The sequence below is a fragment of the Xanthomonas graminis pv. graminis genome (assembly GCF_030168915.1).
In the GTDB taxonomy this organism is placed as follows: domain Bacteria; phylum Pseudomonadota; class Gammaproteobacteria; order Xanthomonadales; family Xanthomonadaceae; genus Xanthomonas_A; species Xanthomonas_A translucens.
The window spans coordinates 3,045,854-3,072,490 of sequence record NZ_CP076255.1 but is presented as its reverse complement, the minus strand read 5'-3'; the positions used below and the strand labels follow the sequence as shown (position 1 = coordinate 3,072,490).

22 protein-coding genes and 3 pseudogenes are annotated in these 26,637 nt (G+C 68.5%); 12 read left to right on the top strand and 13 right to left on the bottom strand.

Annotated features, from left to right (window positions below):
• Positions 1-289: 289 nt before the first annotated feature.
• Together KHF85_RS13285 and KHF85_RS13280 are read right to left on the bottom strand one after the other, a co-directional pair.
• On the bottom strand, positions 290-877 hold the full coding sequence (locus KHF85_RS13285; RefSeq protein ID WP_284567019.1) for a hypothetical protein: 588 nt from the start codon (positions 875-877) through the stop codon (positions 290-292).
• Between the two features lies 1 nt (position 878).
• Positions 879-2,657 (bottom strand): S8 family serine peptidase, encoded by a 1,779-nt coding sequence (locus KHF85_RS13280; RefSeq protein ID WP_284569554.1) that lies wholly within the window; start codon positions 2,655-2,657, stop codon positions 879-881.
• A 440-nt stretch (positions 2,658-3,097) separates the two neighbouring features.
• On the opposite strand from KHF85_RS13280, the pseudogene KHF85_RS13275 reads away from it, so the two are divergent.
• Both KHF85_RS13275 and KHF85_RS13270 read left to right on the top strand, forming a co-directional pair.
• A pseudogene (locus KHF85_RS13275) lies at positions 3,098-3,569 on the top strand ((R)-mandelonitrile lyase).
• Between the two features lie 16 nt (positions 3,570-3,585).
• Positions 3,586-3,693, top strand: a pseudogene (locus KHF85_RS13270) (porphobilinogen synthase); the annotation flags it as partial.
• A 677-nt stretch (positions 3,694-4,370) separates the two neighbouring features.
• Here the strand turns inward: KHF85_RS13270 and KHF85_RS13265 are convergent.
• Together KHF85_RS13265 and KHF85_RS13260 are read right to left on the bottom strand one after the other, a co-directional pair.
• Positions 4,371-5,327, bottom strand: a complete 957-nt coding sequence (locus KHF85_RS13265; RefSeq protein WP_284566649.1) for an IS1595 family transposase — start codon at positions 5,325-5,327, stop codon at positions 4,371-4,373.
• 96 nt (positions 5,328-5,423) lie between these two features.
• Positions 5,424-7,502 carry a TonB-dependent receptor gene (locus KHF85_RS13260; RefSeq protein ID WP_284567018.1) on the bottom strand — a complete coding sequence of 693 codons (2,079 nt, stop codon included), beginning with the start codon at positions 7,500-7,502 and terminating at the stop codon, positions 5,424-5,426.
• 165 nt (positions 7,503-7,667) lie between these two features.
• On the opposite strand from KHF85_RS13260, the gene KHF85_RS13255 reads away from it, so the two are divergent.
• Together KHF85_RS13255 and KHF85_RS13250 are read left to right on the top strand one after the other, a co-directional pair.
• Positions 7,668-8,081 carry a MerC domain-containing protein gene (locus tag KHF85_RS13255; RefSeq protein ID WP_284567017.1) on the top strand — a complete coding sequence of 138 codons (414 nt, stop codon included), beginning with the start codon at positions 7,668-7,670 and terminating at the stop codon, positions 8,079-8,081.
• A 110-nt stretch (positions 8,082-8,191) separates the two neighbouring features.
• Complete coding sequence (locus KHF85_RS13250) at positions 8,192-8,377, top strand: 30S ribosomal protein THX (RefSeq protein WP_053114474.1); 186 nt, start codon at positions 8,192-8,194, stop codon at positions 8,375-8,377.
• Positions 8,378-8,491: 114 nt separating this feature from the next.
• Here the strand turns inward: KHF85_RS13250 and KHF85_RS13245 are convergent, their stop codons facing one another.
• The 5 genes from KHF85_RS13245 to KHF85_RS13225 form a co-directional block, all read right to left on the bottom strand.
• Complete coding sequence (locus KHF85_RS13245) at positions 8,492-9,532, bottom strand: zinc-dependent alcohol dehydrogenase family protein (RefSeq protein ID WP_284567016.1); 1,041 nt, start codon at positions 9,530-9,532, stop codon at positions 8,492-8,494.
• 72 nt (positions 9,533-9,604) lie between these two features.
• Entirely contained in the window at positions 9,605-11,005 is a 1,401-nt protein-coding gene (locus KHF85_RS13240) for a chloride channel protein (RefSeq protein WP_284567015.1), read from the bottom strand.
• 332 nt (positions 11,006-11,337) lie between these two features.
• A complete protein-coding gene (locus tag KHF85_RS13235; RefSeq protein WP_284567014.1) occupies positions 11,338-12,606 on the bottom strand; it encodes an alkaline phosphatase family protein in 1,269 nt (422 codons plus the stop codon).
• 84 nt (positions 12,607-12,690) lie between these two features.
• Entirely contained in the window at positions 12,691-13,215 is a 525-nt protein-coding gene (locus KHF85_RS13230; protein ID WP_284567013.1) for a methylated-DNA--[protein]-cysteine S-methyltransferase, read from the bottom strand.
• Entirely contained in the window at positions 13,208-14,683 is a 1,476-nt protein-coding gene (locus tag KHF85_RS13225) for an AlkA N-terminal domain-containing protein (protein ID WP_284567012.1), read from the bottom strand. Before KHF85_RS13225 ends, KHF85_RS13230 begins: the two co-directional genes overlap by 8 nt.
• 155 nt (positions 14,684-14,838) lie before the next feature.
• On the opposite strand from KHF85_RS13225, the gene KHF85_RS13220 reads away from it, so the two are divergent.
• From KHF85_RS13220 to KHF85_RS13210, 3 genes are all read left to right on the top strand, one after another.
• The gene (locus KHF85_RS13220) at positions 14,839-15,954 is read left to right on the top strand and encodes a COG3904 family protein (protein ID WP_345782161.1); all 1,116 of its coding nucleotides are present in this window, start codon (positions 14,839-14,841) and stop codon (positions 15,952-15,954) included.
• Between the two features lie 87 nt (positions 15,955-16,041).
• Positions 16,042-16,302: a hypothetical protein gene (locus KHF85_RS13215; RefSeq protein WP_039005385.1), complete on the top strand. Its 261-nt coding sequence runs from the start codon at positions 16,042-16,044 to the stop codon at positions 16,300-16,302.
• A gap of 104 nt (positions 16,303-16,406) precedes the next feature.
• On the top strand, positions 16,407-16,940 hold the full coding sequence (locus KHF85_RS13210) for a DUF4019 domain-containing protein (protein WP_409976705.1): 534 nt from the start codon (positions 16,407-16,409) through the stop codon (positions 16,938-16,940).
• Positions 16,941-17,508: 568 nt separating this feature from the next.
• On the opposite strand, the gene KHF85_RS13205 is transcribed toward KHF85_RS13210, so the two are convergent.
• On the bottom strand, positions 17,509-18,411 hold the full coding sequence (locus tag KHF85_RS13205; RefSeq protein WP_284567009.1) for an SEL1-like repeat protein: 903 nt from the start codon (positions 18,409-18,411) through the stop codon (positions 17,509-17,511).
• 170 nt (positions 18,412-18,581) lie between these two features.
• On the opposite strand from KHF85_RS13205, the gene KHF85_RS13200 reads away from it, so the two are divergent.
• The 3 genes and pseudogenes from KHF85_RS13200 to KHF85_RS13190 all read left to right on the top strand — a co-directional run bounded on the left by KHF85_RS13200 (position 18,582) and on the right by KHF85_RS13190 (position 21,624).
• On the top strand, positions 18,582-18,977 hold the full coding sequence (locus KHF85_RS13200; protein ID WP_053837273.1) for an MAPEG family protein: 396 nt from the start codon (positions 18,582-18,584) through the stop codon (positions 18,975-18,977).
• Positions 18,978-19,131: 154 nt separating this feature from the next.
• Positions 19,132-20,315, top strand: a pseudogene (gene ubiM, locus KHF85_RS13195) (5-demethoxyubiquinol-8 5-hydroxylase UbiM).
• Positions 20,316-20,697: 382 nt separating this feature from the next.
• Positions 20,698-21,624, top strand: a complete 927-nt coding sequence (locus tag KHF85_RS13190) for an IS110 family RNA-guided transposase (RefSeq protein WP_284566813.1) — start codon at positions 20,698-20,700, stop codon at positions 21,622-21,624.
• 418 nt (positions 21,625-22,042) lie between these two features.
• Here the strand turns inward: KHF85_RS13190 and KHF85_RS13185 are convergent, their stop codons facing one another.
• The 3 genes from KHF85_RS13185 to KHF85_RS13175 form a co-directional block, all read right to left on the bottom strand.
• Positions 22,043-22,264, bottom strand: coding sequence for an RNA-binding S4 domain-containing protein (locus KHF85_RS13185; RefSeq protein WP_003478383.1), 222 nt, complete (start codon positions 22,262-22,264; stop codon positions 22,043-22,045).
• Between the two features lie 125 nt (positions 22,265-22,389).
• Positions 22,390-23,040 (bottom strand): serine/threonine protein kinase, encoded by a 651-nt coding sequence (locus tag KHF85_RS13180; protein WP_284567008.1) that lies wholly within the window; start codon positions 23,038-23,040, stop codon positions 22,390-22,392.
• A gap of 25 nt (positions 23,041-23,065) precedes the next feature.
• The gene (locus tag KHF85_RS13175; RefSeq protein ID WP_284567007.1) at positions 23,066-23,572 is read right to left on the bottom strand and encodes an RNA polymerase sigma factor; all 507 of its coding nucleotides are present in this window, start codon (positions 23,570-23,572) and stop codon (positions 23,066-23,068) included.
• Between the two features lie 159 nt (positions 23,573-23,731).
• Here KHF85_RS13175 and KHF85_RS13170 point away from each other — a divergent pair, with 159 nt between their 5' ends.
• Both KHF85_RS13170 and KHF85_RS13165 read left to right on the top strand, forming a co-directional pair.
• A complete protein-coding gene (locus tag KHF85_RS13170) occupies positions 23,732-25,729 on the top strand; it encodes a DEAD/DEAH box helicase (protein ID WP_284567006.1) in 1,998 nt (665 codons plus the stop codon).
• 155 nt (positions 25,730-25,884) lie between these two features.
• Positions 25,885-26,604 (top strand): pseudouridine synthase, encoded by a 720-nt coding sequence (locus KHF85_RS13165; protein WP_284567005.1) that lies wholly within the window; start codon positions 25,885-25,887, stop codon positions 26,602-26,604.
• Positions 26,605-26,637: the final 33 nt, after the last annotated feature.

The following is a 26,637-nucleotide window of genomic DNA, read 5'->3' as shown; positions in this document are numbered from 1 at the left end:
GTAGCTCTATGGTGCCGCTGGAATCCTTGTGGGAGCGACGTCAGTCGCGACGAGCGCAGCGGTGGGCGTTCCGGCTTCGGGAGTTGTCGCGGCTGAAGTTGCTCCTACAGTGGCACTCGGCCCCGAAGACCAACTGCCGCGCGTGCCGTGGCATCTCGCGCAGGTCCGCCTGCAATCGGTTCTTCAGCACTGCGAACAGTCACGCTGCGAACAGGCACGGCAGCAGCGTTTCCGCTGCGAGCAGCGCGGCCAGCCAGTGCCGCGCTGGCACCCGCTGGCACGCGTCGCGTCACAGTGTCTGGTTGACGCCCTGGATCATGTCCATCGCGACCTCGCGCGTGCCGGGCGCGCCCCGCAGTTGCTGCCATGCGCGCAGCGCGGCATCGGCCGAGCCGTAGTCGAGCATGGCGCTGCCGTCGATGTCGGAGGCGTAGACGACGCTGCCTGCGCTGCGGCGGGCCAGTGCCTGCGCGACGTCCGGCGTGGTGCCCAACAGTTTGAGCCTGCCGGTGAGCAGTACCGGCTGGCCGCTGCGTTCGTTGATCGCCACCCGCATGCCGCTGGTACCGGCCGCGCCTGCGTCGGTCGCGCTCGCGATGCGCCCGCTGCCGTTGAGCACCACGGCATACGGCCCGATGCGCGCGGCAACGACGCCATCGCCCGCGGTGGGCTCGGTGTGCTGCCAGGTGGTTTGCGCCATGGCCGAGGTCGATCGCACTACGGCGTCCGGCAGCACGCGGAAGCTGGCGCGGCCGGCCTGGAAGCGCGCGCCGGTCGCCGCCTGGTGCAGGGCCTTGGCGTCGGCGTATTGCGCCGATGCCGGCGCCGCGGCGGTGATGGCGAGGAGGGCGAAAAGTGCGAGAGCGGTCGTGTTCATGTCAGTGTCCCACCATGCGGATTTCGAATTTCTGGAGCTTTTCCTGGCCATTGTCGGCGAGCATGTCGGTCACCTCCAGCGTCCATGGCCCGGCCGAGTCTTCGTCCAGGAATGCGTTGCTGGCGGTGAGCGAGATCTCGGTGCCTCCGGCGAACGCCGCCTTGTTCAGTGTGGAGAACGGCGTCAGCACATGGCTGCGGGTGCCGTGCGGGGAAATCAGGACCACGCGCAGTGCGCTCGGATCCTTGTGCGTGGTGTCGAAGTACAGCTGCACCGCTTCGATCTTGAATGTCTGTTTGATGTCGATGCTGAGCGTGGCCGGCGCGGCGACGCCGCCGATCTTGCTCGCCGGCCCGTGGTAAGCCTTGTAGCCGGTGTCCTGCATCGGCGGCAGCGAAACGAAATGGGCCGAGGTATGGACCGCGGCGGCGGCGTCCACCAGGCCGAAGCCATACCAGTTGCTGAAGGCATGGCCGGCGGCATTGCTGATCCAGCCCGGATCGATCACGCTACCGTTGTAGACCGCCTTGGGCTGTCCGGGATCGATCTGCTGCGCCGTCGTGGCCAGGATGTACTTCACATCGCGCCAGGTCAGCTGCGGGTTGACGCTCAGCATCAGCGCCGCCACGCCGGCGACGGTGGGTGTGGCGGCAGAGGTGCCGTTCATGCTTGCGGTGTAGTTGCACGAGGCGTCGATCGGCGATTTGCTGGTGTCCAGCGCGTTGTGCATGGTGCCGCTGCCATCGCGGTTCATGCCGTCCGCACAGCCGCTCAGGTCGGTGCTCACGAGCGCGGGATCGAACCTGGGATTCGTGTCGAAGTCGGCACGTGCCAGCTTCGATTTTTGCGGATTCGAATCGTAGCGCTTCTGGTAGCCGTACTCGCCGCCAAGACCGGCGACCCATACCGCCGAGCCGGGCGAGGAATACGAACTGCGTACGCCTCGCGCGTTGACGCCGCTGACCACGATGGTAGTGATCAGGTCGTTCCGCGGATCCACATTGGCCAGCCCGCAGCCGACGTTGTAACGCCGCGCGTTGTCGGAGCACTGGTCCACCGGTTGGCCCTGCGCATCGAGGACCAGGAAATCGGAGAACTGGTTGCCGGCCGCCTTGACGTAGATGCCGCCTTTGCCGTTGCGCATGCTGCGCATCAGCTTCTCCCACGAATACTGGTCCTCGACGGAATAGCCGGGGTAGAAGTTCGACAACATGCCCCAACTGTTGTTGAACACGTCGGCGCGTTTGGCCTCGGCGCCGTTGCCCCATGCGTAACGTATGGCGCTCAGTCCGTCAAAGGCAGCATTCCTTTCAGCAGCGATGAAGTTGAAGCCGGCCAGTGCCGCTTCCGGCGCCACGCCGCGGCCGCCTTTGCCGTTCCAGCCGACGGCGGCGATGATGCCGGCCACAGCGGTCCCGTGAGAGTCGTCGGCATCGATCGGCTTGGGATCGTGCGAGCCGTCGATGAAGTTGTGCGATCCGTTCGGCACCACGTTGGCGGCCAGATCCTCATGGCCGATCTCCAGGCCGCCATCGACCACGGCGACCTCGACCCCGGCACCGCGGATGCCTAGCTGATGCAGGATGTCCACGTCCAGGTCGATGCCGGGCGTCGGCAATGTGTCGCCGATGACGGCCTGGCCCTGGTTGGAGAGGTACCACTGGTAACGGAACAGCGGGTCGCCGGCATCGGCCGGATTCGCCGGGGCGGCGGCGCTGCAAACACCGAGCGCGAGTGTCGAGAGCAGCGCTGCTGCGTGCCTGGTGCGGGAAAGCGTCATCTGCAGGATCCATGGGGGGAGGGAGGTCGATCGCGCAGCTGCGACCGCGTGTAGATTTTCCGGCGCGGATGCCGCCGATACGCTGCGCCAAGCGCCTTCCGCGCCGCGCGTGCTGCATGCATGGTTGCAGCAACGCCGTACTTTATGGGGAGAGCTGTTTTTGCTGCAATCGCAGCCGCAGCGACAAAGCATGACGTGGGTTGCAGCAGTGCCGGGAGTGTGCCGATTGCCGCGCCATTGCATGGGATTTTCACCGGTGTGCGGACCGGCTGCACACGGATCGTCTACGAATTAATCCCGGAAAATGCAGTGATCATTCGCTTCAGCGCGCACGCTGGGTTTTTGGCGGCGTTTGTAGCGGCATGCGCCTGGCGTGCGCTAGTGTCGCTGGCGCGGCGCGACTACAGTTGCGACCGCTCCCCCATGCAAAGGACATCCCGATGAACCTGTTTGCCAACGCCATGCCGCTGTCGACGCTGACCGCTGCGGTGACCGACGAAGACGCCAAGATGATCCGGCTCACCCGTGCCGGCACGGCCGCTTCGGCGGTTGCCGCTGAGGCGTATTTCACTGGCGCGGTACGCATCGATTCGCCGTTCCAGGGCGCTGCGCCGGCGCGTTTCGGCGGCGCCACGGTCAGTTTCGAACCTGGCGCACGCACCGTCTGGCACACCCATCCGTTGAGCCAGACCCTGATCGTCACCGCCGGTGTCGGCCGCGTGCAGGAATGGGGCAAGCCACTGCAGGAGATCCACCCCGGCGACGTCGTGTGGATTCCACCGGGGGTCAAGCACTGGCACGGCGCCAGCGGCGCAGGTGGCGATGACCCATATCGCCATTACCGAAGCGCTGGACGGTACGCTGGTGACCTGGCTGGAGCCGGTGTCGGATAGCCAGTACCGGGGAGAGTGAGCGGCGCAGCTGGGGGCTGGATGCCGACGACCAGCTGCACGTGCGCATCATGGCCTGCGCGGCCAGGTACGCCACGGCGTTCCATGGCCGGTTCCGCGCTGCGGTCGGCAGCGGCGGCAACCTCCTGTTGTAGGAGCAACTTCAGCGGCGACGAGCGTAGCGGTGGCCTTCCGGCTTCGGCAGTTGTCGCGGCCGAAGCCGCTCCTGCAGTGCACCCCCCAGCCGGCGATCCGCACGCCATTGTAGGAGCGGCTTCAGCCGCGACATAGTGTTGCCGGTAGAGCCGCTGTCGCGGCTGATGGGCCGAGGCCACCCGGAGCCGCCTACAACAGCGTGCCGATCGCACATGTCGGCGCTGGCAACGCGCAGGCGCTACCAGCGATACGCCAGCGACACCTGTTACTGGCGGCCGGCGATCGGGCGGCCCATGAACGTGCAATGCACGTCGCTGCAGGATCGGCCGGCACCGCGCGACGCCCTTTGTTAACGCCGTTGCGCGGTCAGCGCGTTGTGCAGCGCGGTAGAGGCGCCGTTTGCGTGATGGGGGGGCAGGCCACTGGCCAGCGCCGCGTGGCGTGCGGCGTGCCATGGGCAGCGCGACGCCGCGTTGTGGGAGCGACGCTGGGTGGCCTTTGGACCATCGGGCGCGACCTGTCTCGCCGGTGCCGCATCGCGCCACCGGTCGCGTCACTGCGCATCGGTGGCATGCCTTCGATGCGTGGCGGCGATCGCGATGGCGTGTTCCGGCGCCGGCAAAAAAAGGCCGCCCGAAGGCGGCCTTCCCCTGACGCGTGGGCCTGATTAGCGCTGTGTCTCAGCTGTCGTACGCAGTTGCTGCTCTGTGAGCCTTCCCGCGCCGGCCAGGGCACTGGCCAGGCGCGGCACCATGGCGGCCAGGTTGAAGCGGCGATTGAAGCGGTAGGCATGCGCATGCAGGTAGCGCGCGCCGTATTTGGGGAAGTCCACCGCATGGTGGGTGCCGCTAAGCGCCGTTTTGAGATTGCCCAGGATCGTATTGACCCAACGCAGACGAGGCTGCTGGACGCCTTTGCGGCCGCTTCCGGTCACGATGGCATCGTGGGTCAGGCCTGCCCAGCCCACACCGGTGAACGCTGTCAGCCCATCACTGACGACATGGGTGCCCGGTGCCAGTGCCTGCTGAGCCCACGTGTGCACGACGCTTCTTCGGAAGCTGGAGACCACATCCAGGCGGAGATAGCGCGGGCGCCCTTGATGCAGGGAAACCGCTGCAATAAACGGCACTTTATTGCGCCACTGCGGTTGGCCTGGACCACCGGCGCGTTCGCCGCCCAGATAGGCATCATCGATCTGGACCTCTCCGTCGAGCCGGCGTGACTGCTCACGATCGGCCATCGCCGACATCACTTTGTGCTTGATCCGCCATGCAGTGCGATAGCACACGCCCAGTTGCCGAGCCAGTTCCAGCGCAGCAATTCCGTTCTTGGCTTGGCTCACCAGATAGATGGCCAGCCACCACACCCGCAAGGGAAGCTTGGTGTCTGCCATGGGCGTGCCGGCGGTCAAGCTGGTCTGTACCCGGCAGCGCGCGCACTGCCACAGGTGCTGGCGTCCCCGCTCAAAGCCACTGGCATGCGTGTGTCCGCACTGCGGACACACGAAGCCATTGGGCCACCTGGCCTGAACCAAGGCCTCGACACATTGCGCCTCGGAGCCGTAGCGGCTCAGAAAAGCCGGAATCGAAAGCCCCTTTTGGAACTGGATCCGATTGAGCGTCATCGCCGTATCTCACTGAAGAACCTGCATTTCTAAACCAAGGCAGCATCACCAGCTGAGACACAGCGCTAATCAGGACGCGTGGGGAGGGGAGCCGCGTCAGAAGAACAGGCGCACGCCGAAGGACGCGTTGCGACCGGGCAGCATCACGTCGTCCTTCAGGAACGAGGTGTGCACGCGCGCGTCCTGGTCGGTCAGGTTGTTGCCGTCCAGGAACACTTCCCAGGCGGTGGCGCCGGCATCGACGTGGTAGGCCAGGTGCGCATCGACCAGGGTGTAGCCGGCGGTCGGGGTCTCGTTGACCGCCACCTTGTCCTGCTGCTGGTAGCGGGTGGCGCCGAGCGAGGCGCGCCAGTGGCTGGCGTCCCAGCGCAGCTGCGCGCCGTAGCGTGCCGGAGCGATGCGCGGCAGGTTGCCGCCGTCCTTCAGCCGCGCGCGCACGGTGTCGCCGAACACGCGCAGGTCCCAGGCGCCGCTGTCGTTGTCGGCCAGGTGCAAGGTGGCCTCGCCCTCGAAACCGTGGAAGATCGCGTCGGCCTGGGTCCACTGGCGGATCGGCAGGACGTCGTTGTCTTCCTCGTGGAACCACTGCGCGCCGGTATCGACGATGGAGATGAAATCGTCGTAGCGGTTGTAGTACGCCGCCACCTTGGCATCCACCCAGGTGTTCTTGAAATTCAGTCCCAGCTCGGCCTGGTTGGCCTTCTCCGGCTTGAGCTCGGCGTCGCCGATCTCGTAGGCGAGGGTGGCGATGTGCGGGCCGTCGGCGAACAGTTCTTCCTCGGCCGGCGCGCGCTCGGCATGGTCGAGGTTGGCGGTCAGGCGCCACTGCTCGTTGAAGCGGAAGCCGCCGCTGAGCGAGACGCTCTTCGGGGTGAAGTCGCGGTCCAGGCCGCTGTCGGTCTCGTACTTGACCTTGTCCACGCGCGCGCCGACCTCGGCGGTGACGCGTTCCCAGGTGTTGCGGGCCACGGCGAACACGCCGATGGTGCGGGTGTCGGTCTTGGGCACGAACGCCTCTTCGCCGATCGCCTGGAAGGTGGAGTCGCTGCCCTGCACGCCGAACGCGGTCTGCCAGCCGCCGCCGACGCTGAAGGAGGCTTCGACGCGGCCTTCGTTGGAGCGCTTGTCGAACACCGTGCCCACTTCCTCGCCCTCGAACTCGGTGTGGGTGTAGGCGGTGTGGCCGACGCTGTAGCGCAGCGCGCTGCCGTCGCCCCACGGATCGGTCAGCCCGCCCTTGAGCTCGTAGCGGTCCTGGTGCATGCGCAGCGATACGCCGCGCTCGCCGGCGACCAGGTCGCCGGGCTCGCCCGGGTTGCCGTAGGTATCGCGCAAGCGCGAGGCCGACACGCCGACGAAGCCCCAGTCGCCGGCCAGCGAGGCGCCGACCGAGCCGGTCTTGGTGTCGAGGAAGGAATTGGCCTGGCGGCCCTGCGGGGTGTCGTAGTCCTTCTGGTTGCGGTACACGCCGTCGGCATGGATCGACAGGCCGCCGCCGTTGCCGGCATCGACCCGGAACATGTCGGTGTTGCCGTCCTTGTCGCCGCCGTCGAAGCGCACTTCGGCGCGGCCGTGCACGCCGTCCACCGGTGTCTCGGCGATGCGCCCGTCGACCACGTTGACCACGCCGCCGATCGCGCCGGAACCGTACAGCAGCGTGGACGGCCCCTTCAGCACTTCGATCTGGTCGGCCAGGAACGCTTCCACCGCCGGCGAATGGTCCTGGCTGACGGTGGACACGTCCTGGGTGGACAGGCCGTCGCTGAGCACCGCCACGCGCAGGCCGTCCAGGCCGCGGATGATCGGCCGGCCCACGCCGGGGCCGAAGTTGGAACTCTGCACGCCGGGCAGGCTGGCCACGGTCTCGCCGACGCTGGCGCCGCGGTTCTCGTCCAGGCGCTCGCCGGCCAACACCTCCACCGGCTGGCTCAGGTCGCCGGCGGCATCGCGCAGCGGGCTGGCCGTGACCACCACCGCGTCCATGTCCTTCACGTGGCGGTCCTGCTTGCGACCGTCGGCATGGCGGCTGTCGCTGGCCGGCGGCGTGGCGTCGCTGCCGGCGTCGTCGGCGCCGGCGGGCGCAGCGGCGGCCAGCGCCAGGGCGGGACTCAGCAGGGTGGCCACGGCCAGGGCCAGGACGGTGCGGCAGAGCGAGCGGGAGCGGGATGAAGTCATCGGCATACCGAGTAGGAGGAAAAAGGCGCCGCCAGGCGAGCGCGGGCGCTCGCGTGCGCCGCGCGCAGGCGGCGGCAGGCATGGCATGGGGCGTGGCGACCCCCTGGTCGCCGCCCGAGTAATGTTATATTATTCTATAACGCAATCACCACTGTGCTGGACGTCATGTCGCCTACCTCCGATCTGCGCGCGTTGCTCGACCGCCTTGGCGCCACCGGTTCGCTGCTGTGCGCGGCGCATTGCGCGCTGCTGCCGCTGGCGCTGGCGATACTGCCCTCGCTGGGCCTGTCGGTGTGGCTGGGCGATGGCGTGGAACGCACGCTGGTGCTGTTCGTGACCTGCCTGGGGCTGTTCAGCCTGGTCCTGGGCTACCGCCGGCACCGCGCCTGGCAGGCGTTGGGCCTGTTGCTGCTGGGCCTGCTGTCGCTGTGGGCCGGCATGCTGGTGCCGGCGCTGCACCAGGCGGTGGCGGCGCACGCGGCGATCATGACCTTCGGCGGCACCCTGGTCGGGCTGGCGCACCTGCTCAACCTGCGGCTGAACCATGGCCACGTGCACGACGCCAGCTGCGCCCACTGAGCGCACGTGGTAGGCTTGCCGCCCTTGCGCGAGGGCGCTGATCCGCGTTGGCCTCGCCAAACCCGTGCACCGCGCGGGGATTTCGCACACACATTCAGGAGTCGATGAGCATGGGTAAGGGTGACCGCAAGACCGCCAAGGGCAAGCGCTACAACGCCAGCTACGGTAATTCGCGTTTGCATAGCGAGAGCAAGGTAGCCGTGGACGCCGCTTCGCCGGTCGCCAAGAAGTCGGTGCTCAAGGCCCCGGCGGTGAAGAAGGCCGTGGCCAAGAAGACGGTCGCCAAGGCCGGCTGAAGCCAGTCCGCTTCGCTGCAGACGACGCGGCGCTTGCGCCGCGTTTTTTTTTTGCAGCCCGCAGGACGGCAAGTCCGCGCCATCGGCGAGCATCGACGCCGGCCGTGACGCGCTCTAGAAGCGATCGATGACGCTGATGCCGATGTCGCGCGTCGCGTCCATGGAGGTCAGGACCGCAATGGCCTCATCGAGCGTCACCCTTTTGCCGATCAGCTTTTGCGGTGCGATCTTCCCGGCTTCCATCATCGACAGCATGGCGTCGTACCGCCAAGCCTGCATCCCATGGCTGCCGTAGATTTCCAGCTCGTGGCCGATCACCTGCGCCATCGGGATGCTGGGCGTGGCGTGTTCGCCCAACATCAGTCCAACCTGGACATGACGACCGCGCCGCCGCAAGTTCCTGATGGAGTTGAAACAGGTCGCAGGACTGCCGAGCGCATCGATGGAAACGTGCGCGCCGCCCTTGGTGATCTCGCGAATCGCCTCGACAGTGTCGGCCACTTTCGACGCATTGACCGTTGCGACCGCGCCGCATTCAACGGCGAACGCCAGTTTGTCGTCGAAGATGTCCACGGCGACCACGTGCGCACCCAGGGCGGCTGCGATCATCACCGCTGAAAGTCCAACGCCGCCGCAGCCATGCACCACCACCCATTCGCCGGGGCCGGTTCTGGCCTGGTCGACGATGGCCCGAAAGGACGTGGCGAACCGGCACCCCAGGCTTGCCGCCGTGGCATCGTCGACGCTTTCCGGCAGTCTGACCAGATTCGTCTCGGCAAAGTCGATTGCGACATACTCGGCGAACGCGCCCCAATGGGTGAAGCCCGGCTGGAACTGGTTCGGGCAGACCTGCTGATTGCCGCCATGGCACTCGGCGCAGCGCCCGCACCCCGACACAAACGGCACGGTGACCCGAGTGCCGATCTGCAAGCGCGAAATGCGCTTTCCCGCGGCGACCACTTCGCCGGCGAATTCGTGCCCGGGCACGTGCGGCAATGCGATGTCCGGATCATGCCCCATCCATCCGTGCCAATCGCTCCGGCATACGCCGCTCGCCGCCACTTTGATCACGACGCCGTCCGCGGTCGGAGTCGGGTCGGCGACATGCACTATCTCAGGAGACTTTCCAAAGCGCTCGAAGTGCATTGCTCGCATACATAACCTCATGAAGACCGGACGATGATGCGCCTCTGCCGACGCTACGCCGCTCGCGGGCGGCTGCACGGCTTATGTGCGCGGGGGTGCATCGTCTTCGCCGCTGTCGCCTGCCAACTCAACGACCAGCGGCGTCGGCGCTTCCTCGGGAACGGGCGGCGGCGCCACCAGCAACTGCTCGGCCAGGCCGCGATAGATCGGCGTGCGGCAGACCAGCGCCGAGGCGCCGCGCGCGATCAGCACCGTGGCCAGGATCGGCAGCAGCATGTCGCTGCTGTCGGTGAGTTCCAGCGAGATCACCGCCGAGGTCAGCGGCGCCTGGGTGACGCCGGTCAGATAGGCGCACATGCCGAGCAGCACGAAGGTGCGCGGATCCACGTCCGGCATCAGCACCGCCAGGTTGTGGCCGACCCCGGCGCCGACCGCCAGCGCCGGCGAGAACAGCCCGCCGGGGATGCCGGCCACGTACGACACCAGGTTCGCCAGCAGCTTCATCAACCCGAATTCGTGGCCGACGCTGGCATGGCCCTGCACCAGGCTGCGTGCCTGCTCGTAGCCGGTGCCGAACGCACCGTTGCCGAACACCAACCCCAGCGCGACCAGTGCCAGGCCGCAGGCCGCGGCCAGCAACACCGGATGGCGGCGGCGCAGCGCGCCCAGCCAGCGCGGCTTGCCGGCCACGGTAGCCAGCACCATGCGGCTGAACGCGCCGCCGAGCAGGCCGGCGACCACCCCGCACAGCACGATCGCCAGCCACGCCCGGCCCAGCGGCAGCGCCGCGGACACCTTGCCGAAGTAGGTGTAGTTGCCGAGCAGGCCCAGCGAGATCACGCCGCCGACGATCACCGCGGTCAGCAGCGTGCCGGAGAAGCGGTGTTCGAAACGCCCGCTCAGTTCCTCGATCGCGAACACCACCCCGGCCAGCGGCGTATTGAATGCCGCGGCGATGCCGGCGGCGCCGCCGGCGAGCAGGAAATGCGAGGCCTGGCGCGGATCGCGGAAGCCGAACCAGCGCCCGAGCACGTACATCAGGCTGGCGCCGACATGCACGGTCGGCCCTTCGCGCCCGACCGAGGCGCCGCCGAGCAAGGCCAGCGTGGTCAGCAGCAGCTTGCCGGCGGACACGCGCAGCGACAGGTTGGTCTGGCGGAAGGCGTCGTCGGGCTGCTCCAGCGCGGCGATCACCTGCGGGATACCGCTGCCGCGGGTGGGCCGCAACACGCCGTTGGTCAGCCAGGCGAGCAGCGCGAACACGCTCGGCGTGAGCAGCAATGACCACCATGGCGAGTGCGCGATGATGCGCTGGAACAGGTGGAAGGCGGCGTCGCTGGCCTTGGCGAACACGATCGCGACCAGCGCCACCGCGACCGCGCCGCCCCACAGCACCGCGCGCTGTTTCCAGCTCTCGTGCGAGAGCAAGGGACGCAAGCGATGGCGCATGCGCGGCGGCGGCACGGGATCGGGCGACTGCATGCGCGGATTGTCGCATGCGCGCCATCGCCTGGGCCTGTCGCCTCGTCCACACATTCATGTCCGGCGCGGTGTGTGGCGCTGCATCGCTGGGCAGATCGCCGCGCCGAACGCGGGCGGCCGCGCCGGGTCTCTGCAGTCTGCACTGTGGTCCAGGAGCGACGCGGGCATCGGGCGCGACACGCTTCACCGGCAGGCGGCGGCAGGGCGGCAGCGCGATCGCGCCGCCATGGTATGCGGCGATGCGGCAACCGATGACCAGGTGCCGCAGGCGGGGCAATGCCGCGCCCGGCTAGCGGCGCTTCAATGCGCAGCGCGGCTTGGCGCCGTGGCGCTCAGCGCAGCGCCGGCAGCAGCGCCTGCGGATCGCCGTCGTTGGGCGCGGCGGGAATGCCGAGCAACCGCGCCAGCAGCGGATACACATCGACATTGTCGAACGGCGCCAGCGTGGCGCCCTGGCGGAACGCCGGGCCGCGCGCGATGAACACCGCGCGCATCGACGGCAGCGCCGGATCGTAGCCGTGCGAACCGCGCAGGCCGGTATGCGGCTTCTCCGCGGCGCGCTCGGCCGGCAACGCGTCCCAGCCCTCGTGCATCTGGCACACGATCGGCGGGATGCGCGGGTTGCTGCCGTAGTGCCAGCGCGCCGGCAGTGCGGCCTTGCGCCAGCAGTCGTACTGTGGATGCGCGCCGAGCAGTCTGGCTTCGACCCTGGCCTCCTGGCCAGGCCGCGGCGCGATGCCGAGCGACTGGCCGTAGCTGACCACCTCGGCCTCCTGCATCGACACCATGTCCTCGACGATGAGCACCTGCTGCGTCGGCACCGTGGCCATGCCGTGGTCGGAGACCACGATCAGATTGGTGCGATCCAGCTGCCCGCGCCGGGCCAGCCCGTCGAGCAGATGGCCGATCGCCGCATCGACCTGTTCGACCGCGCGCGCGTACTGCGCCGATTGCGGGCCGAAGTCGTGGCCGGCCTCGTCGACCTGCTCGAAATACAGGGTCAGCAGCTGCGGGTGCGGCGCGGCGCGGTCGTCGAGCCAGCCCAGCGCCTGGTCGACCCGCGCGTTCGGCGCGATATGTTCGTCGAAGGCCTGGTGGCGGCTCGGGCGCAGGCCCTGGATCGCCGCCTCGCTGCCCGGCCAGGCCCAGGTCGCCGCGTGCAGGCCGGCCTTCTCGGCGCCGACCCAGATCGGCTCGCCGCCCCACCAGCGGCCGTCGCCGACCGCGTCGCGGTCGCTGAGCCGGAACGTGTCCAGCGCCGGATCGGTCATGCTGTTGTGGACGATGCCATGGTGGTCCGGACGCAGCCCGGTGACCAGGGTGTAGTGGTTGGGAAAGGTCAGCGACGGATACGACGGCGACATCCATTGCGCACGCACGCCTTCGCGCGCCAGCCGGCTCAGGTTCGGCGCGATGCCGCGATCGAGCATGTCCGCACGCAGGCCGTCGATGGAGATCAGCAGCAGCAACGGCCGTTGCGCCGCGCTGGACGCGGCCTGCGGCGCGATGGTCGCGGTGCTCAAAGAAGCGGGCGTGGAGGCGCAGGCGCCGAGCAGCAGCGCCGCGCAGGCGCCTGCCAATCGTAAGGCGATGGACGTCATCGGCGCATGATAAGACGCGTCCGGTGACCTGGCGAAGACATGGTGAGGCGCGCCGGGCGTCTGGCGCAGTTGGGACACCGCCGCTCAGTCGAACAACGTTGCCGGCGTGCCGTGCGCGGGGTCGGCGCCGCGCCGCTCCAGCGCCAGCAGCGCGGCCTTGGTCGGCAGGCCGCCGCCGAAGCCGGTCAGCGCGCCGTTGGCGCCGATCACCCGGTGGCAGGGCAGCACGATCGGCAGCGGGTTGCGGCCGTTGGCGGCGCCGACCGCGCGCACCGCACGCGGCTGGCCGATGTGCTGCGCCAGCTGCGCGTAGCTCCAGGTCGCGCCGAACGGGATGTCGGCCAGCGCCTGCCAGACCCGGCACTGGAACGCGGTGCCGCGCGGCGACAGCGGCAGCTCGAAGCGGGTGCGTTCGCCTGCGAAATACGCCAGCAACTGCTCGCGTGCCGCGCGCACCGGCGCCGCGTCGCGGATCCAGTCGGCACGGCCACGCGCGTCGTAGCGGTTCTCCGCAAACAGGATGTGGCGCACGCCGTCGTCGCCGACGGCCACGGTCAGTTCGCCGATCGGGGTGGCGAAGGCGTCGTAGTACAGGCGTTGCTCAGTCATGGGGACTCTCCTCGGGTGGATCGCCGGCCATGTGCCACAGGTGCAGCACGGCATAGGCGCGCCATGGCCGCCAGGCCTGCGCGCGGGCGTCGCTGGCGCGTTCGCTCAGGCGCGCGCCGTCGGCGCCGAGCATGCGTTGCAGGACCAGGTCGCCGGCCGGGAACGCATCGGGTTGGCCGAGTGCGCGCAGCGCGATGTAGTGCGCGGTCCAGGCGCCGATGCCGGGCAGGGCGGTGGCGCGCTCGACGAACTCGGACAGGCGCTGGCCGGCGCGAAACTGCAGGCGTCCATCGGCCACCGCCGCGGCCAGCGCGCGGAGCGTGGCGGCGCGCGAGCGCGGCAGGCCGATCGCTTCCAGCGGCGCGTCCAGCAGGTCCTGCGGCGCCGGGAACGCGCGGTCCAGGCCGGGCGGCTGGCCGGGCCGCTGCGCGCCGTGGCGCTCGACCAGACGTGCGGCCAGGGTCGCCGCGCCGGCCACGCTGACCTGCTGGCCGAGCACCGCACGCACCGCCACTTCGAAGCCGTCCCAGCCGCCGGGCACGCGCAGTCCCGGGCGCCGCGCGATCGCGCGCGCCAGCAGCGGCTCGGCGGCTAGCGTGGCGTGCACCGCGCGCAGGTCGGCGTCCAGGTCGAAGATGCGGCGCACCCGGCGCACGATGTCGGGGATCGCGCGCGGATCGGCCGCGGCGATGCGCAGGCGCAGTTCGTGGCGCTGCGGATCGGCTTCGACGCGGATCCTGGTGGAGGCGTCGAGCGGGCCGAGCACGCGCGCGTAGCTGGCCTCGCCGATGCGCTCGATGCCGGGGATCGCGCGCTTGCGCAGGAACGCCAGCATCGCCGCGAAGTCCAGCGGCGGGCGATAGCCCAGGCGCAGCAGCAGATCGCCGCCGGGCACCTCGGCGCGTTGCTTGCGGATCGCCGACGGCGGCATGCCGCAGCCTTCCAGGAATGCGGCGTTGAAGCGGCGCAGGCTGTTGAAGCCGGCCGCCAGCGCGACCTGGGTGATCGGCAGCGCGGTCTCGGTCAGCAATTGCTTGGCCAGCAGCAGGCGCCGCGTCGCATGCACCGCCGCCGGGGTGGCGCCGAGCTGGCCGACGAACACGCGCTGCAGCTGCCGCGCGCTGAGTCCGACCTCGGCGGCGAGCCGTTCGACGCTGGCGTCCTGCAGCGCGCCGTCGGCGATCAGCGCCAGTGCGCGCCGCACCGATTCCTCGCCCAGATGCTGCTGCGCGTCCGGCGACAGCTCCGGCCGGCAGCGCAGGCACGGGCGGTAGCCGGCCGCCGCCGCGGCCGCGGCGCTGGGGTAGTAACGCACGTTGCTGCGCTTGGGCACCGGCGCCGGGCACACCGGCCGGCAATAGATGCCGGTGCTGCGCACGGCGGTGAAGAACACCCCGTCGAAGCGCGCATCGCGGGCCAGGCGGGCGCGGTCGTAGCGGGCGTGGTCGTCGAGGGTGGGCTGGGACATGGCGCCAGTCTAGTCCGCGCCGGCGCGGCGGACTCGCCGTTTTCGGACATGGTTGCGGCAGCCCCGGCGCGGCCGCTGGCGGCGCGCTGCCGGCGGTTTAGGCGCAGTTGGGAAGTACATGCGGATCGGCACTAGACTAGCGCTGCGCATCGCCCATGCGCCGCCTCTCCGCTGCGGATTTCCCTGTCTTGTCTTTCCCCTGCAAAACCTGGTGGCTGGCGTTGTGCTGTGCGGGCCTGGTGTCGTGCCAGCCGGGCGAGCCGTCCGCCGGCAGGACCATGGCCGATAGCCCGCCCGGCGATGGCGAGCACATGGTCTCGGTGGGGACGCCGCCGCCGCCAGCGCCGCCGCCTGCGGCCAAGCCGAAACCGGCCAATGACGCCGACACCGACCTGTGGGACGCGGCCGCGCTGGAGAACGGCGAGGCGTTCGTCAGCTGCGCCACCGACTACGCGGCCGCGGCCGGCGACGGCGAGGCGCTGGCCGGGCTGGACCGGCCGACCATCGAGGCGGCGCTGGCGCCATGCCGCGAGCGCGGCCTGCTGCGGGTGCGCTACGAAGGCAAGATCAACGCCGGTTTCGCCGCGATGGTGCGGCGCCTGGCCGAGGTCGCCGCGCACGCCGGCATCGGCAAGCGCGTGCTGGACCTGGATTCCAGCGGCGGCCAGGTCGAGGCGGCGATCCGCGCCGGCGATGCGATCGGCGAGTCCGGCTGGACCATCTGGGTGCGCGAGGGTTCGATCTGCCACAGCGCCTGCGTGTTCGTGCTCGCCGCCGGCGACAACCGGCTGATCTCCGGCAAGGTCGGCATCCACCGCATGATGCGGATCAGCTCCACGGCGACCTCGCGCGGCGAACTCAACCGCGAGCTGCAGGAGGTCTACGGCAACGTCAAGGACTACCTGGAGCGCAACGGCGTGGCGGTGGCGGTGGCCGACCTGATGATGACCGTACCCAATCGCAGCCTGCGCCTGCTCAGCAACGACGAACTCAAGCAGTACGGGCTGGACGGCACCAACGCGGTGCAGGACGACCTGGAGCGGATCAAGCAGCTGCGCAAGTGCGGCGACGATTTCGTGCGGCGCAAGGACGCATTCCTGATCGCCTTCGACCAAGAGTGCAAGGCCAAGGGCGTGGACCTGGAGACGCTCACCGCCTGCGGCCAGGCGCTGAAGCAGCGCTTCGGTTTCCCCGACCAGGCCTGCCCGGCGGAAAGCCCGCTGTCGGAAATCGACGTGGCCACGCTGCCGCTGGCCTCGCCCGGAGCCTGAACGCCGGCTGCGCGCTGCGCCCGGCGTTCACGTGCCAGGCACCGGGGCGGCGCTAGCGTCCGCGCCATCCACTTCGGGAGCAGGCGCATGGCGATCGGAACCAGGCTGATGGTGCGGCTGTACCTGCCGCCGGCGTTGCTGGTGCTGGGCGGCTTCCTGGTCGCCGAACTGCTGCTGCACTTCGCCAGCGGCACGCATGCGCAGATCATCGCGCGGATGGCCTCGCTGCTGAGCCTGGCCGGGCTGCTGGGCGGCACCGCCTGGGCCTTGGGGGTCAGCTGGCATGCCTGGCACCGGCAGCGCTACGCGGTGCCGGTGGCCGCGGCCGCGCCGGGCGAGGAGCCGTGAGCGGCGCTGCGCAGGCGCGCATGGCCGGCGTAGACTGCGGCCCCCGCCGTCACCGCGCTGCCTGAGCGATGCCCATGCCGTTGTTTCTTCGCCTGTTGCCCGCGTTGCTGGCCGCTGCCGCGTTCGCGGCAGCGGCGCAGACCGCACCGACTGCACCGACGCAGAGCGTCCCTGCGGCGTCCGCGCCGGCCCAGCCTGCGGCGCCCAAGCCCGCCGCCGCCAAGCCCGCCGCGGCCAGGCATGCCGATCCTGCCGCGCCGGGGCCGCTGTCCAAGCAGGACGCGCAGATGGCGCAGGCCGGCTTGCGCGCCGCGCAGCTGGTCGATGCCGGACACAGCGGCGAGCTGTGGGATGGCGCATCGGCGGTGGCGAAGAAGGCGGTCGCGCGCGAGGCGTTCGTGCGCCAGGTCGATGCCGACCGTGCACGCCTGGGCGCGCTGCTCGGCCGCGGCGTCGCCAGCGTGGCGCGGGTGCAGTACACGGCGGGGTCGCAGGTGCCGCCGGGGGTCTACGTCAACGTCAGTTTCCCCAGCCGGTTCGCCAACGCGCCGCAGCCGGTCCGCGAGCTGGTCTCGCTGCGCCTGGATGAGGACAAGACCTGGCGCCTGGTCGGTTACCACGTCGGTCCGCCGACCTGACGCGCGCACGCGTCGCGCCCTAGACCCATCACGAGGGCCGCCCTCAGGCGGCCCATCCAATGGGAGCGCGCAGCGCCCCCGCCAGCCGCTTTGAGCGGCTCATACATCTAAAGCCCCCGGCTTTGCCGTGGGATACTTACCTCCCGCCTACGGTGACAGTGCCATTGCAATGTCCTATACAGCCGCCCGGTAAGTTCACACCGCCGCTACTGCCCCCGCCACCACCACCACCGCCGTTACTGCTAGTGGTACTTGGTACCGCTGTGTTGCCGAGCCAGCGGTTGCTGTCGGTTTTCGTATAGGTGACACATGCATTTGCATTACATACTACGATCTTATCGCCTACATCAACATCTGTTGGAAAAATTTTTCTCGATTTCCGAAAATTTTTTATTAATGTAATTCTTGGTATTGGAATCAGCCATCGGGGTGTCGGCCGTACATGTTGAGCAGGCATGTGACCCATACATCTTGGACTCATCGGCGTAAGCATAAATTCCTGCTAGCCCCAATGCGATAAACCCTGCCGATAAAAAAATTACTTTTAAACGTTCCGTTCGACATAATTTCATTCCTGGTTTGCGCAGCAGGATTGGTATATCGCGTTTGCTCTATTGATTGCTGCCTGCTGCTGATCGGCTCTCACTGAATTTTGATAACGTTTCATGTTTTCGCTTGAAACGGAATTCGGGTATGCTCTCTGAGCGGCTAGATAATATGCGTAGGCGGTCGCTTTATCTTCTTTTGCGAGTATTCCGTCCTCATAAGCGCCAGCCAGTCTTATGATTGCATCAATGCTACCCTTGGATGCAGCATTTTCGAGAAAGCCCATGGCGTTGGCTTTCCATTTAATCACTTTATCGGGATTCTTGATGAAAGTGTCCGAAGGCCCAATGGCTGAGTTGGTATCTATGGAATACAGAATCATTGCCTCAATAGAGCCCTGTTGCGCAGCTGTGATGAGCCATTCCCCCTGCATGATCTCGTCATTTCCAACTAAGCTTGAGCATTCGCTAAGTCTCCGCTCGGCATCTTTTAGGAAATTTTTACCGGCACCAGCTTCGTTCATGGCATTGAAGCTGTTTAGATCATCCGTAGAATACGCGCCTTTACAGTCGAGAACTGCCAGGTAGATATTGAACGTGGCGAGAGCGTTTCCTTTTTTGGACGAATCCAATAGGGAGTTGACGTAATCCAGAGCATTTCCATGGGGTCGAAAGGCGCCATTTCGATTTATGACAAACGCCTTTGGTCCTACCATCTGAGTGAACTTCGCTGGCACCTTATCCGTGGTTATAAGTGCATTTAAAGTGTTTTGACTTTTGAATGCTGGTGACTCAGGTCGATCACTAGCTGCAGTGCTGTCAATTACATTGCTATTATTCTTGGATTTAAAATAATAGAAAAATAGCGCGGTTATAAAGGCGGCGCCAAGCAAAATGACAACGATGGTGAGCTGCTTTTTCTTCATAATCATGACTTCCGTGTTGATTTTGCGAAGCGTATCGAAATGTGTTTTACATGGCAATGGCTTGATAAGCCATGCCCGAGACCTCTGCCGAGGCTTCTCGCTCTAGACCAATCGCGAGAGTCCGCCCCCGGCTTTGCCGTGGGATACTTGCCTTTCCGCAACTGTCCGAGGTGTCCATGACGATCGAAATCCGCATGCTGGCCTGGGCGATCCTGCTCGGAATCGTGCAACTGCTGCTGGCCGCCGCGTTCGTCACCGCGCAGCGCGGGCTGAAATGGAATGCCGGCGCGCGCGACGCGCCGCAGGCGCCGCCCGCCGGCGTGGCCGGGCGCCTGGAGCGCGCGCTGCGCAATTTCCTGGAGACCTTCCCGATGTTCGCCGCCGCGGCGCTGGCGGTGGTGGCGATGGGCAAGGGCAGTGCGCATACCGCACTGGCCGCGCAGCTGTATTTCTGGGCACGGCTGGCCTACGTGCCGTTGTACGCGGCCGGCGTGCCGTATCTGCGCAGCCTGGTGTGGGCGGTGTCGCTGTGGTCGATCCTGCAGTTGGTGTGGGCATTGTTCTGAAGCCGCGCCCGCGGCCTTGCGCGCTGTGCGGGGCGCGGCCGCAGCGGGGGCCTGACCCACTGCGCTGCGACCGTTTGCCGCAGCGCTGATCCAGATCAATGCCGCGTCGCGCCGCGGGTTTATGCTGGCCGCGTCTATCACCGGAAGCGCCGCCATGCAGGTGGATATCGCCATCGTCGGTGCCGGCCCGGCGGGCCTGTGCCTGGCGCGTTCGCTGGCCGGCAGCGGGCTGTCGCTGTCGCTGATCGAACCGCAGCCGCGCGCGGCCCTGGCCGCCGCCGCCTTCGACGGCCGCGAGATCGCGTTGACGCACGCCTCGCGCACGCTGCTGGAACAGCTCGACCTGTGGTCGCGGATCGATCCGGATGCGATCGCGCCGCTGCGCGATGCGCAGGTGATGAACGGCTCCTCGCCGTTCGCGCTGACCTTCGCCGCCAGTCAGGACCGCCACGGCGACCTGGGCTGGCTGGTGCCCAACCACCTGATCCGTCGCGCCGCGTTCGCGGCGGTGCAGGCGCAACCGGGACTGCGCCTGCTCGACGGCGTGTCGGTGCAGGCGCTGCGTTGCGACGACACGCAGGCGCAGCTGACCCTGTCCAATGGCCAGGCGCTGAGCGCGTGCCTGGTGGTGGCGGCCGACAGCCGCTTCTCCAGCACCCGGCGCATGTGCGGCGTCGGCGCGCAGATGCGCGATTTCGGCCGCAGCATGCTGGTGTGCCGGGTGCGTCACGAGCGCCGGCACCACCACACCGCCTGGGAGTGGTTCGGTTGCGGCCAGACCCTGGCGCTGCTGCCGCTGCACGGCAACCAGGCTTCGGCGGTGTTGACCCTGCCGCCGCAGCGCGCGCAGGCGCTGCTGGAGATGGACGCCGCCGCACTGGGCGCGGAGATCGGCGCCCGCTTCGAACACCGGCTGGGCGCGATGACGCCGAGCGTGCGGCCGCAGGTGTATCCGCTGGTCGCGGTGTACGCGCAGCGCTTCGTCGGCAGGCGCTACGCGCTGATCGGCGACGCGGTGGGCATGCATCCGGTGACCGCGCACGGGTTCAACTTCGGCCTGCAGAGCCAGGCGCGGCTGGCGCGTGCGCTGCATGCGGCAGCGGCGCAGGCCGCGACATCGCCGCGCCGGCCTTGCTGGCCGGCTACGAACGCGGCCACCGCCTGGCCACGCGCCCGCTGTACGAGGCGACCAATGCGATCGCCGCGTTGTACACCGGCGACCGCCTGCCGGCGCGCGCGCTGCGCAACGCGGCGCTGCGCGTGGCCGACCGGGTGGCGCCGTTCAAGCGCGCGATCGCCGCGCACCTAACCCAGCGCGGTACGGCGCGTGCGCGCTGAGGCGCACGCGCGCGGGATGCTGGGGAGGCCTGTGCCGTTGCTCGGCCAGTCACAGCGAAAGCCGAGCCGCCAGGCTACCGCGCACCGGTTCTGTTGCGCAGTTGCACCCTGTAGGAGCGGCTTCAGCCGCGACCGGGCGTTACCAGGAAAGTTCCGGTCGCGTCTGAAGCCGCTTGTGTCTGGAGATTGCTCTACAGTTTGAGTGGAGAGCGATGTGCGGCACGCCGACAGGCCGTAGTGTTCAAGCACGTGTAGGAGCCAGGGCGGCCGCACATCGACCTCGTTGCCTAGCCCGAACAGTTGAACGAGCGTTCGCTCGAACTTCACAAGCGTGGGCAGCGACGAGGTGGCTCTCTCCTGTCCCCCAGTCTACCTAACGCTTATGCCTCTTTGGATCGGTATCGATGTGGCCAAGGACACCTTGGCCGTCCACGTGCTTCCCCTGGACCAGTTGCTGTCCTTTCCCAATACCGCCCAGGGCCACCAGCGCCTGTGCGACCACCTTGCCGGGCACTGCGTCGGCAACGCGCTGCTGGAGGCCACCGGCGGCTACGAACGGGCGGTGATGACGGCACTGGCCACGGCAGGGATCCCGGTGACCCGGATCAATCCGCGCCGGGCACGCGCTTTCGCCACGGCCTTGGGCACAACCGCCAAGACCGATCCGCTGGATGCGGCCTTGCTGGCGCGCATGGCTCACCTGGTGCAAGCGCCCGCGCCGGCTCCCGATCCCTTGCGTGAGCAACTGCGCATGCTGGTCCAGCGCCGCGAGCAACTGGTCCAGCAACGTGACGACGAGCGCCGTCGCTTGCATCAGGCGACCCTGGCCATGGTGCGCGCGTGCCTGATCGAGCAGATCGGCGACGTGCGCCGCCGTATCCAGCGGATGAACCAGGCGATCAAGCAGGTGCGGTGCCAGCTCGACGATGCGCTGGCGCACGCCCTGGGCACGGTCCCGGGCATCGGCGAGGTCACCACCGCCAGCCTGATGGCCTATCTGCCCGAACTGGGGACGCTGGATCGTCGCCAGATCGCGGCCCTGGTCGGCCTGGCTCCCTACAACGTGGACAGCGGGCAGCACTGCGGCAAACGCCGCATCCGCGGCGGGCGTGCCACGATCCGACGAGTGCTGTACATGGCCTGTTGGAGCGTTGTGCGCACTCAAGCCTCCTTCAAGGAGCGTTATCAACAGTTACGGGCACGCGGCAAGCCCGCCAAGGTCGCCATCACCGCATGCATGCGCGTGCTGCTTATCCGACTCAACGCCATGGCACGAGATCGCACACCATGGCGTGAGGTTATCGGATGAGAAGACAGTTGCTCCTACAAAAGCCAGCGCCACCTGGTATTGGCTGCATGGCCTGAAGATCGGCACGCGGATGCCGGCTGTCCTATTCGCTTGGCGAAGCAATTGTGGGAGCGACTGCGGTCGCTCCCACAAAAAAATCGTTGCCCGGCACCGATGCCAGAAAGCGCCTGGCGTTGTGGCGCGCCGCCGAGGCGGCGTTCATCCGCCCCGGCAATGAACTGGGCGAGGCCGCGTTGCACATCGCCCGCGCGTTGCGCCGCTTCGATCGGGGCGATGGCCCAGGCGCAGCCGGTGTGGCGCAGATGCAGTCGCCGCGCCGGCTATCCAGTGCGTGCAGGCGCAGGAAGACGGCGCCGCTGCCTTCGGCATGTCCGCCGCGGATGGAGCGCGACAGGCACAACGGCCGCGCCGCCTGCGCTCATGCCTTGCCGATCACCCGGATCTGCACGTCGTGCAGTGCGACCACCTGGCCCGCGTGGATCTTGCAGGCCTTGCGCAGCTCTACTTCGCCGTCCACGCGCACCTGGCCTTCGCTGATGACGGTCTTGGCCGCGCCGCCGCTGTCGCATACGCCGGTCAGTTTCAACAGGTGCTTGAGTTCGACGTAGTCGCTTTCTAACTGAAGATCGATGGTCTGCATGGGGGACGCTGTTCGGAAATCGGCGCTCATTGTCGGTCATTCGCGGGCGAAACGCTCGGACTTCGCGCCGTCATGCGCGGCGATGGACAAACGCGGCCCACATCGCGGCGCCGCGGCCGCCGCACTCAGTCGCGGCCGAAGCGCTCGGCCTCCTCGAGCAGGCGGCTGGCCTGGCGCAAGCTGGAACCACCGAGCAGGTCGTCGACGATCCGCGTCAGCCGCGGCCGGCCGGGGCGGCGCGACCAGCGGTACAGCCAGACGCTGGCGGCGATGCCGGCCACCCCCACGCCGAGTCCGGTCCACACCAGGCCGGCCGCCCGCGCCTGCAGATCGATGCCGGCCAGCGCGCCAAGCAGCATCAGCAGCGGCACCCACAGCAGCCACCACGACAGCCCGCACAGCACAGCGCTGCGCACGTAGCAGCGGCGGGTATGCGCGATCTGGCGCTGGATCTGCAGCACCGGCGCGCTGTAGTCCAGATGCAGCAGCCGGCCCAGGACGATGCCGGCCAGCGCCACGGCGATCACGCCATAGGCATGCACCGCCACCCCGGCGGCGATCAGGTGCGCCGGCAGCGGGCCGCCCCGGCTCCACAGCAGGCCGGCCAGGGCGATGCAGCCCAGGCCGAACGGCAGTTGAAGGAGTTGGCCCCACAACAGCGGGCGCAGGCTGCCGCGCATGCGCCGATCGAGCAGGTGCTGCAGGTGCAGGTCGTCGTGGGGCTGCAGGCGCCGCTCCAGCGCCTGCCAGGCGTGTTTCAGTTCGTCGGGATGCATGGTGGGTTCCTGTGTGTAGGGGGTTTTAGAGTTCGTCGCGGAGGCGTTGCTTGAGGCGGCCGATCCTGGTGGAAACGTTGCTTTCGCCGATGCCCAGGATCTCGGCGATCTCGCGCTGCGGGCGCTCGTCCAGGTACAGCAGCGCCAGCGCCCGTTCCAGCGCCGGCAGTTGCGCGATGAAGCGGTACAGCGCCTGTACCTGCCGCTCGCGCTCCGGGTCGGCGGCGTGCGGGTCGGCGATGTCCAGGTCCTGCAGCGGCAGGGTCTGGCGGTGCGCGCGGGTGCGCCCGCGCAACGCGCCGATCGCCACGTTCAGCGCGATCCGGTACAGCCAGGTGGAGAACGGCCGCTGCCGGTCGTAGCGCGGGAACGCCCGCCAGGCCTGGGCGGCGATCTCCTGGATCAGGTCGGCGCGGTCGTCCGGGTGCCGGCAATAGCTGCCTGCCACTTTCGCGGCGATGCCGCGGTGCGCCTGGAACAGCGTGGCGAAGTCGGCCGGGGGCGGTGCGGCGGGGGTGGGAGCGTCGGGCATGGGGCGGGTCGCGGAAAGGTCTGCAAGGTGGTTCGCGGCAGGCCGAGGTTTCTCACGCCTGAACGGCATCGTTCACCTGGTTTAGACATGCGGCCCGCCAAGGCGCACAATGTGCTTCTTTGCGCCTGCCGGTTCGCTGCGGCGCCTCCGGAGTCTCCCATGTCCCAAGATACCCCCGCGCCGCTGCTGTTTGCAGATCTCGGCCTCTCGCCTGCTGTGATGAAGGCCGTCGCCGATGTCGGCTACGAGTCGCCGTCGCCGATCCAGGCCGCCACCATTCCCGCGCTGCTGACCGGCCGCGACCTGCTCGGCCAGGCCCAGACCGGCACCGGCAAGACCGCCGCGTTCGCGCTGCCGATCCTGTCGCGGCTGGACTTCAACCAGCGCAAGCCGCAGGCGCTGGTGCTGGCGCCGACCCGCGAGCTGGCGATCCAGGTCGCCGAGGCGTTCCATCGCTACGCCGGCGCGATCCCCGGCTTCCAGGTGCTGCCCGTGTACGGCGGCCAGCCCTACGTGCAGCAGCTGTCGGCGCTCAAGCGCGGCGTGCACGTGGTGGTGGGCACCCCGGGGCGGGTCATCGACCACCTGGAGCGCGGCACCCTGGACCTGTCGGAGCTGAAGACGCTGGTGCTCGACGAGGCCGACGAGATGCTGCGCATGGGCTTCATCGACGACGTCGAGGCGGTGCTGAAGAAGCTGCCGGCCTCGCGCCAGGTGGCGCTGTTCTCGGCGACCATGCCGACCGCGATCAAGCGCATCGCGCAGACCTATCTGAACGATCCGGCCGAAGTCATCATCGCCTCCAAGACCACCACGTCGGCGAATGTCCGCCAGCGTTACTGGGCGGTCAGCGGCCTGCACAAGCTCGATGCGCTGACCCGCATCCTGGAAGTGGAGCCGTTCGACGCGATGATCGTGTTCGCGCGCACCAAGGCCGCCACCGACGAGCTGGCGCAGAAGCTGCAGGCGCGCGGCCTGGCCGCGGCGGCGATCAACGGCGACATCCAGCAGTCGCAGCGCGAGCGGGTGATCCAGCAGCTCAAGGATGGCAAGCTCGACATCCTGGTCGCCACCGACGTGGCCGCGCGCGGCCTGGACGTGGAGCGGATCAGCCACGTGCTGAACTACGACATCCCGTACGACACCGAAAGCTACGTGCACCGCATCGGCCGCACCGGCCGCGCCGGCCGCAGCGGCGAGGCGATCCTGTTCGTCAGCCCGCGCGAGAAGGGCATGCTGCGCGCGATCGAGCGCGCCACCCGGCAGCCGATCGAAGAGATGCAGCTGCCGAGCGTGGATGCGGTCAACGACCAGCGCGTGACCCGTTTCATGGAGAAGATCAGCGAGACCATCGCCAGCGGCGGCATCGACACCTACCGCGATCTGCTGCAGCGTTTCGAGACCGAGAAGAACGTGCCGATGGTCGAGGTGGCCGCGGCGCTGGCACGCCTGCTGCAGGGCGACACGCCGCTGCTGCTGGCGCCGGAGCGCGCGCGTGCGCCGCAGGGCGAGCGCTTCGAGCGGCCAACTGCCGAGCGCCGCGAGCGCGCCGACCGCGGCGAGCGCAGCGAACGTCCCAAGTTCGAGCCCAAGTTCGACCGCGAAGCGCGCCCGCCGCGCCGCGACGAAGGCGAGCGTGCGCCGCGTCCCGCGCCGGCCGGACACGGCCCCGACTACGATTACCAGCGCGACGTCGGCAGTTTCGAGGCCCCGCGCCGCGACAAGGCGCCCAAGGCGCCGCGCGGCGAGCCGGAAGTGGGTATGGAGACCTACCGCATCGAGGTCGGCCACCAGCACGGGGTCAAGCCGGCCAACATCGTCGGCGCGATCGCCAACGAGGCCGGCCTGGAGAGCAAGTACATCGGCCGCATCGACATCCACGACGACCATTCGGTGCTGGACCTGCCGGCGGACATGCCGAACGAGCTGCTGACCCACCTGAAGAAGGTCTGGGTGTCCGGCCAGCAACTGCAGATGCGCAAGCTCGACGACGCCGCGGCCGGCGCCAGCGCGCCGTTCAAGCCGAAGTTCGCGCGTGCCGCCGGCAAGCCCGGCGGCCGCCCGAACGCGGCCGGTCCGCGTCCGGCCGGCGCCGCCACGCGCATGGCCGACAAGGCCGGCGATCGCCCCCCGCGTAAGGGTCCGCCCAAGCGCTGAGCGGCTGCAGCGGGGAGCGTTGCTCTCCCCGCGGACCTGGCCGCGCGCAGCGGCGGCGGCACGCAGCTGCCGCCGTCGTCTCGCCCATCGCGGCCGCCGCCAGCGAATCGCCGGCTTTGCCGAGTCCCGAGTCCCCAGTCCCGAGTCCCGGCCCCATGACCACCCGCCTCAACAAGCACATCGCCGAAACCGGCTACTGTTCGCGCCGCGAGGCCGACCGGCTGATCGCTGCGCGCCGCGTGACCGTCAATGGCCGGCCCGGCGGGGTCGGCGCGGTGGTGGGCGATGGCGACGAGGTGCAGGTCGATGGCCAGCCGCTGCGCGCGCGCGCCAAGCAGAAATCCGGCCGCCGCCACGTCTATATCGCGCTGAACAAGCCGGTCGGGGTGACCTGCACGACGGAGAGCGAGGTCAAGGGCAACATCGTCGATTTCGTCGGCCACGAGCAGCGCATCTTTCCGATCGGGCGCCTGGACAAGGAGTCCGAGGGCCTGATCCTGATGACCAGCAACGGCGACATCGTCAACGAGATCCTGCGCGCCGAGAACCGCCACCAGAAGGAATATCTGGTGGCGGTGAACAAGCCGGTCAGCGACGAGTTCCTGCGCGGCATGGCGCGCGGGGTGCGCGTGCACAACGAGACCACGCTGCCGTGCCGCACCGCGCGCATCGCCAAGTTCGGTTTCCGCATCGTGCTCGAGCAGGGCCTGAACCGGCAGATCCGGCTGATGGCTGCCGCGTTCGACTACCGCGTCACCCAGTTGCGCCGCGTGCGCATCGACAACATCAAGCTTGGCGCGCTGAAGCCGGGGCAGTGGCGCAACCTCACCGAGCAGGAGTTGCGCGGCCTGCTGCCGCAACGCCAGGACTGGTAATCCGGACCGCGCGGCCTTCACTGGCAGCGGCGG

Excerpts from the sequence above, each read along its gene's own strand:
- KHF85_RS13190 (WP_284566813.1), top strand. The coding sequence starts at position 20,698 with ATGCCTCTTTGGATCGGTATCGATGTGGCCAAGGACACCTTGGCCGTC.
- KHF85_RS13175 (WP_284567007.1), bottom strand. The coding sequence starts at position 23,572 with ATGCCCGACGCTCCCACCCCCGCCGCACCGCCCCCGGCCGACTTCGCC.
- KHF85_RS13205 (WP_284567009.1), bottom strand. The coding sequence starts at position 18,411 with ATGAAGAAAAAGCAGCTCACCATCGTTGTCATTTTGCTTGGCGCCGCC.
- KHF85_RS13240 (WP_284567015.1), bottom strand. The coding sequence starts at position 11,005 with ATGCAGTCGCCCGATCCCGTGCCGCCGCCGCGCATGCGCCATCGCTTG.
- KHF85_RS13165 (WP_284567005.1), top strand. The coding sequence starts at position 25,885 with ATGACCACCCGCCTCAACAAGCACATCGCCGAAACCGGCTACTGTTCG.
- KHF85_RS13260 (WP_284567018.1), bottom strand. The coding sequence starts at position 7,502 with ATGACTTCATCCCGCTCCCGCTCGCTCTGCCGCACCGTCCTGGCCCTG.
- KHF85_RS13170 (WP_284567006.1), top strand. The coding sequence starts at position 23,732 with ATGTCCCAAGATACCCCCGCGCCGCTGCTGTTTGCAGATCTCGGCCTC.
- KHF85_RS13280 (WP_284569554.1), bottom strand. The coding sequence starts at position 2,657 with ATGACGCTTTCCCGCACCAGGCACGCAGCAGCGCTGCTCTCGACACTC.
- KHF85_RS13265 (WP_284566649.1), bottom strand. The coding sequence starts at position 5,327 with ATGACGCTCAATCGGATCCAGTTCCAAAAGGGGCTTTCGATTCCGGCT.
- KHF85_RS13235 (WP_284567014.1), bottom strand. The coding sequence starts at position 12,606 with ATGACGTCCATCGCCTTACGATTGGCAGGCGCCTGCGCGGCGCTGCTG.
- KHF85_RS13255 (WP_284567017.1), top strand. The coding sequence starts at position 7,668 with ATGTCGCCTACCTCCGATCTGCGCGCGTTGCTCGACCGCCTTGGCGCC.
- KHF85_RS13220 (WP_345782161.1), top strand. The coding sequence starts at position 14,839 with ATGCGCCGCCTCTCCGCTGCGGATTTCCCTGTCTTGTCTTTCCCCTGC.
- KHF85_RS13250 (WP_053114474.1), top strand. The coding sequence starts at position 8,192 with ATGGGTAAGGGTGACCGCAAGACCGCCAAGGGCAAGCGCTACAACGCC.
- KHF85_RS13230 (WP_284567013.1), bottom strand. The coding sequence starts at position 13,215 with ATGACTGAGCAACGCCTGTACTACGACGCCTTCGCCACCCCGATCGGC.
- KHF85_RS13225 (WP_284567012.1), bottom strand. The coding sequence starts at position 14,683 with ATGTCCCAGCCCACCCTCGACGACCACGCCCGCTACGACCGCGCCCGC.
- KHF85_RS13185 (WP_003478383.1), bottom strand. The coding sequence starts at position 22,264 with ATGCAGACCATCGATCTTCAGTTAGAAAGCGACTACGTCGAACTCAAG.
- KHF85_RS13285 (WP_284567019.1), bottom strand. The coding sequence starts at position 877 with ATGAACACGACCGCTCTCGCACTTTTCGCCCTCCTCGCCATCACCGCC.
- KHF85_RS13180 (WP_284567008.1), bottom strand. The coding sequence starts at position 23,040 with ATGCATCCCGACGAACTGAAACACGCCTGGCAGGCGCTGGAGCGGCGC.
- KHF85_RS13215 (WP_039005385.1), top strand. The coding sequence starts at position 16,042 with ATGGCGATCGGAACCAGGCTGATGGTGCGGCTGTACCTGCCGCCGGCG.
- KHF85_RS13245 (WP_284567016.1), bottom strand. The coding sequence starts at position 9,532 with ATGCGAGCAATGCACTTCGAGCGCTTTGGAAAGTCTCCTGAGATAGTG.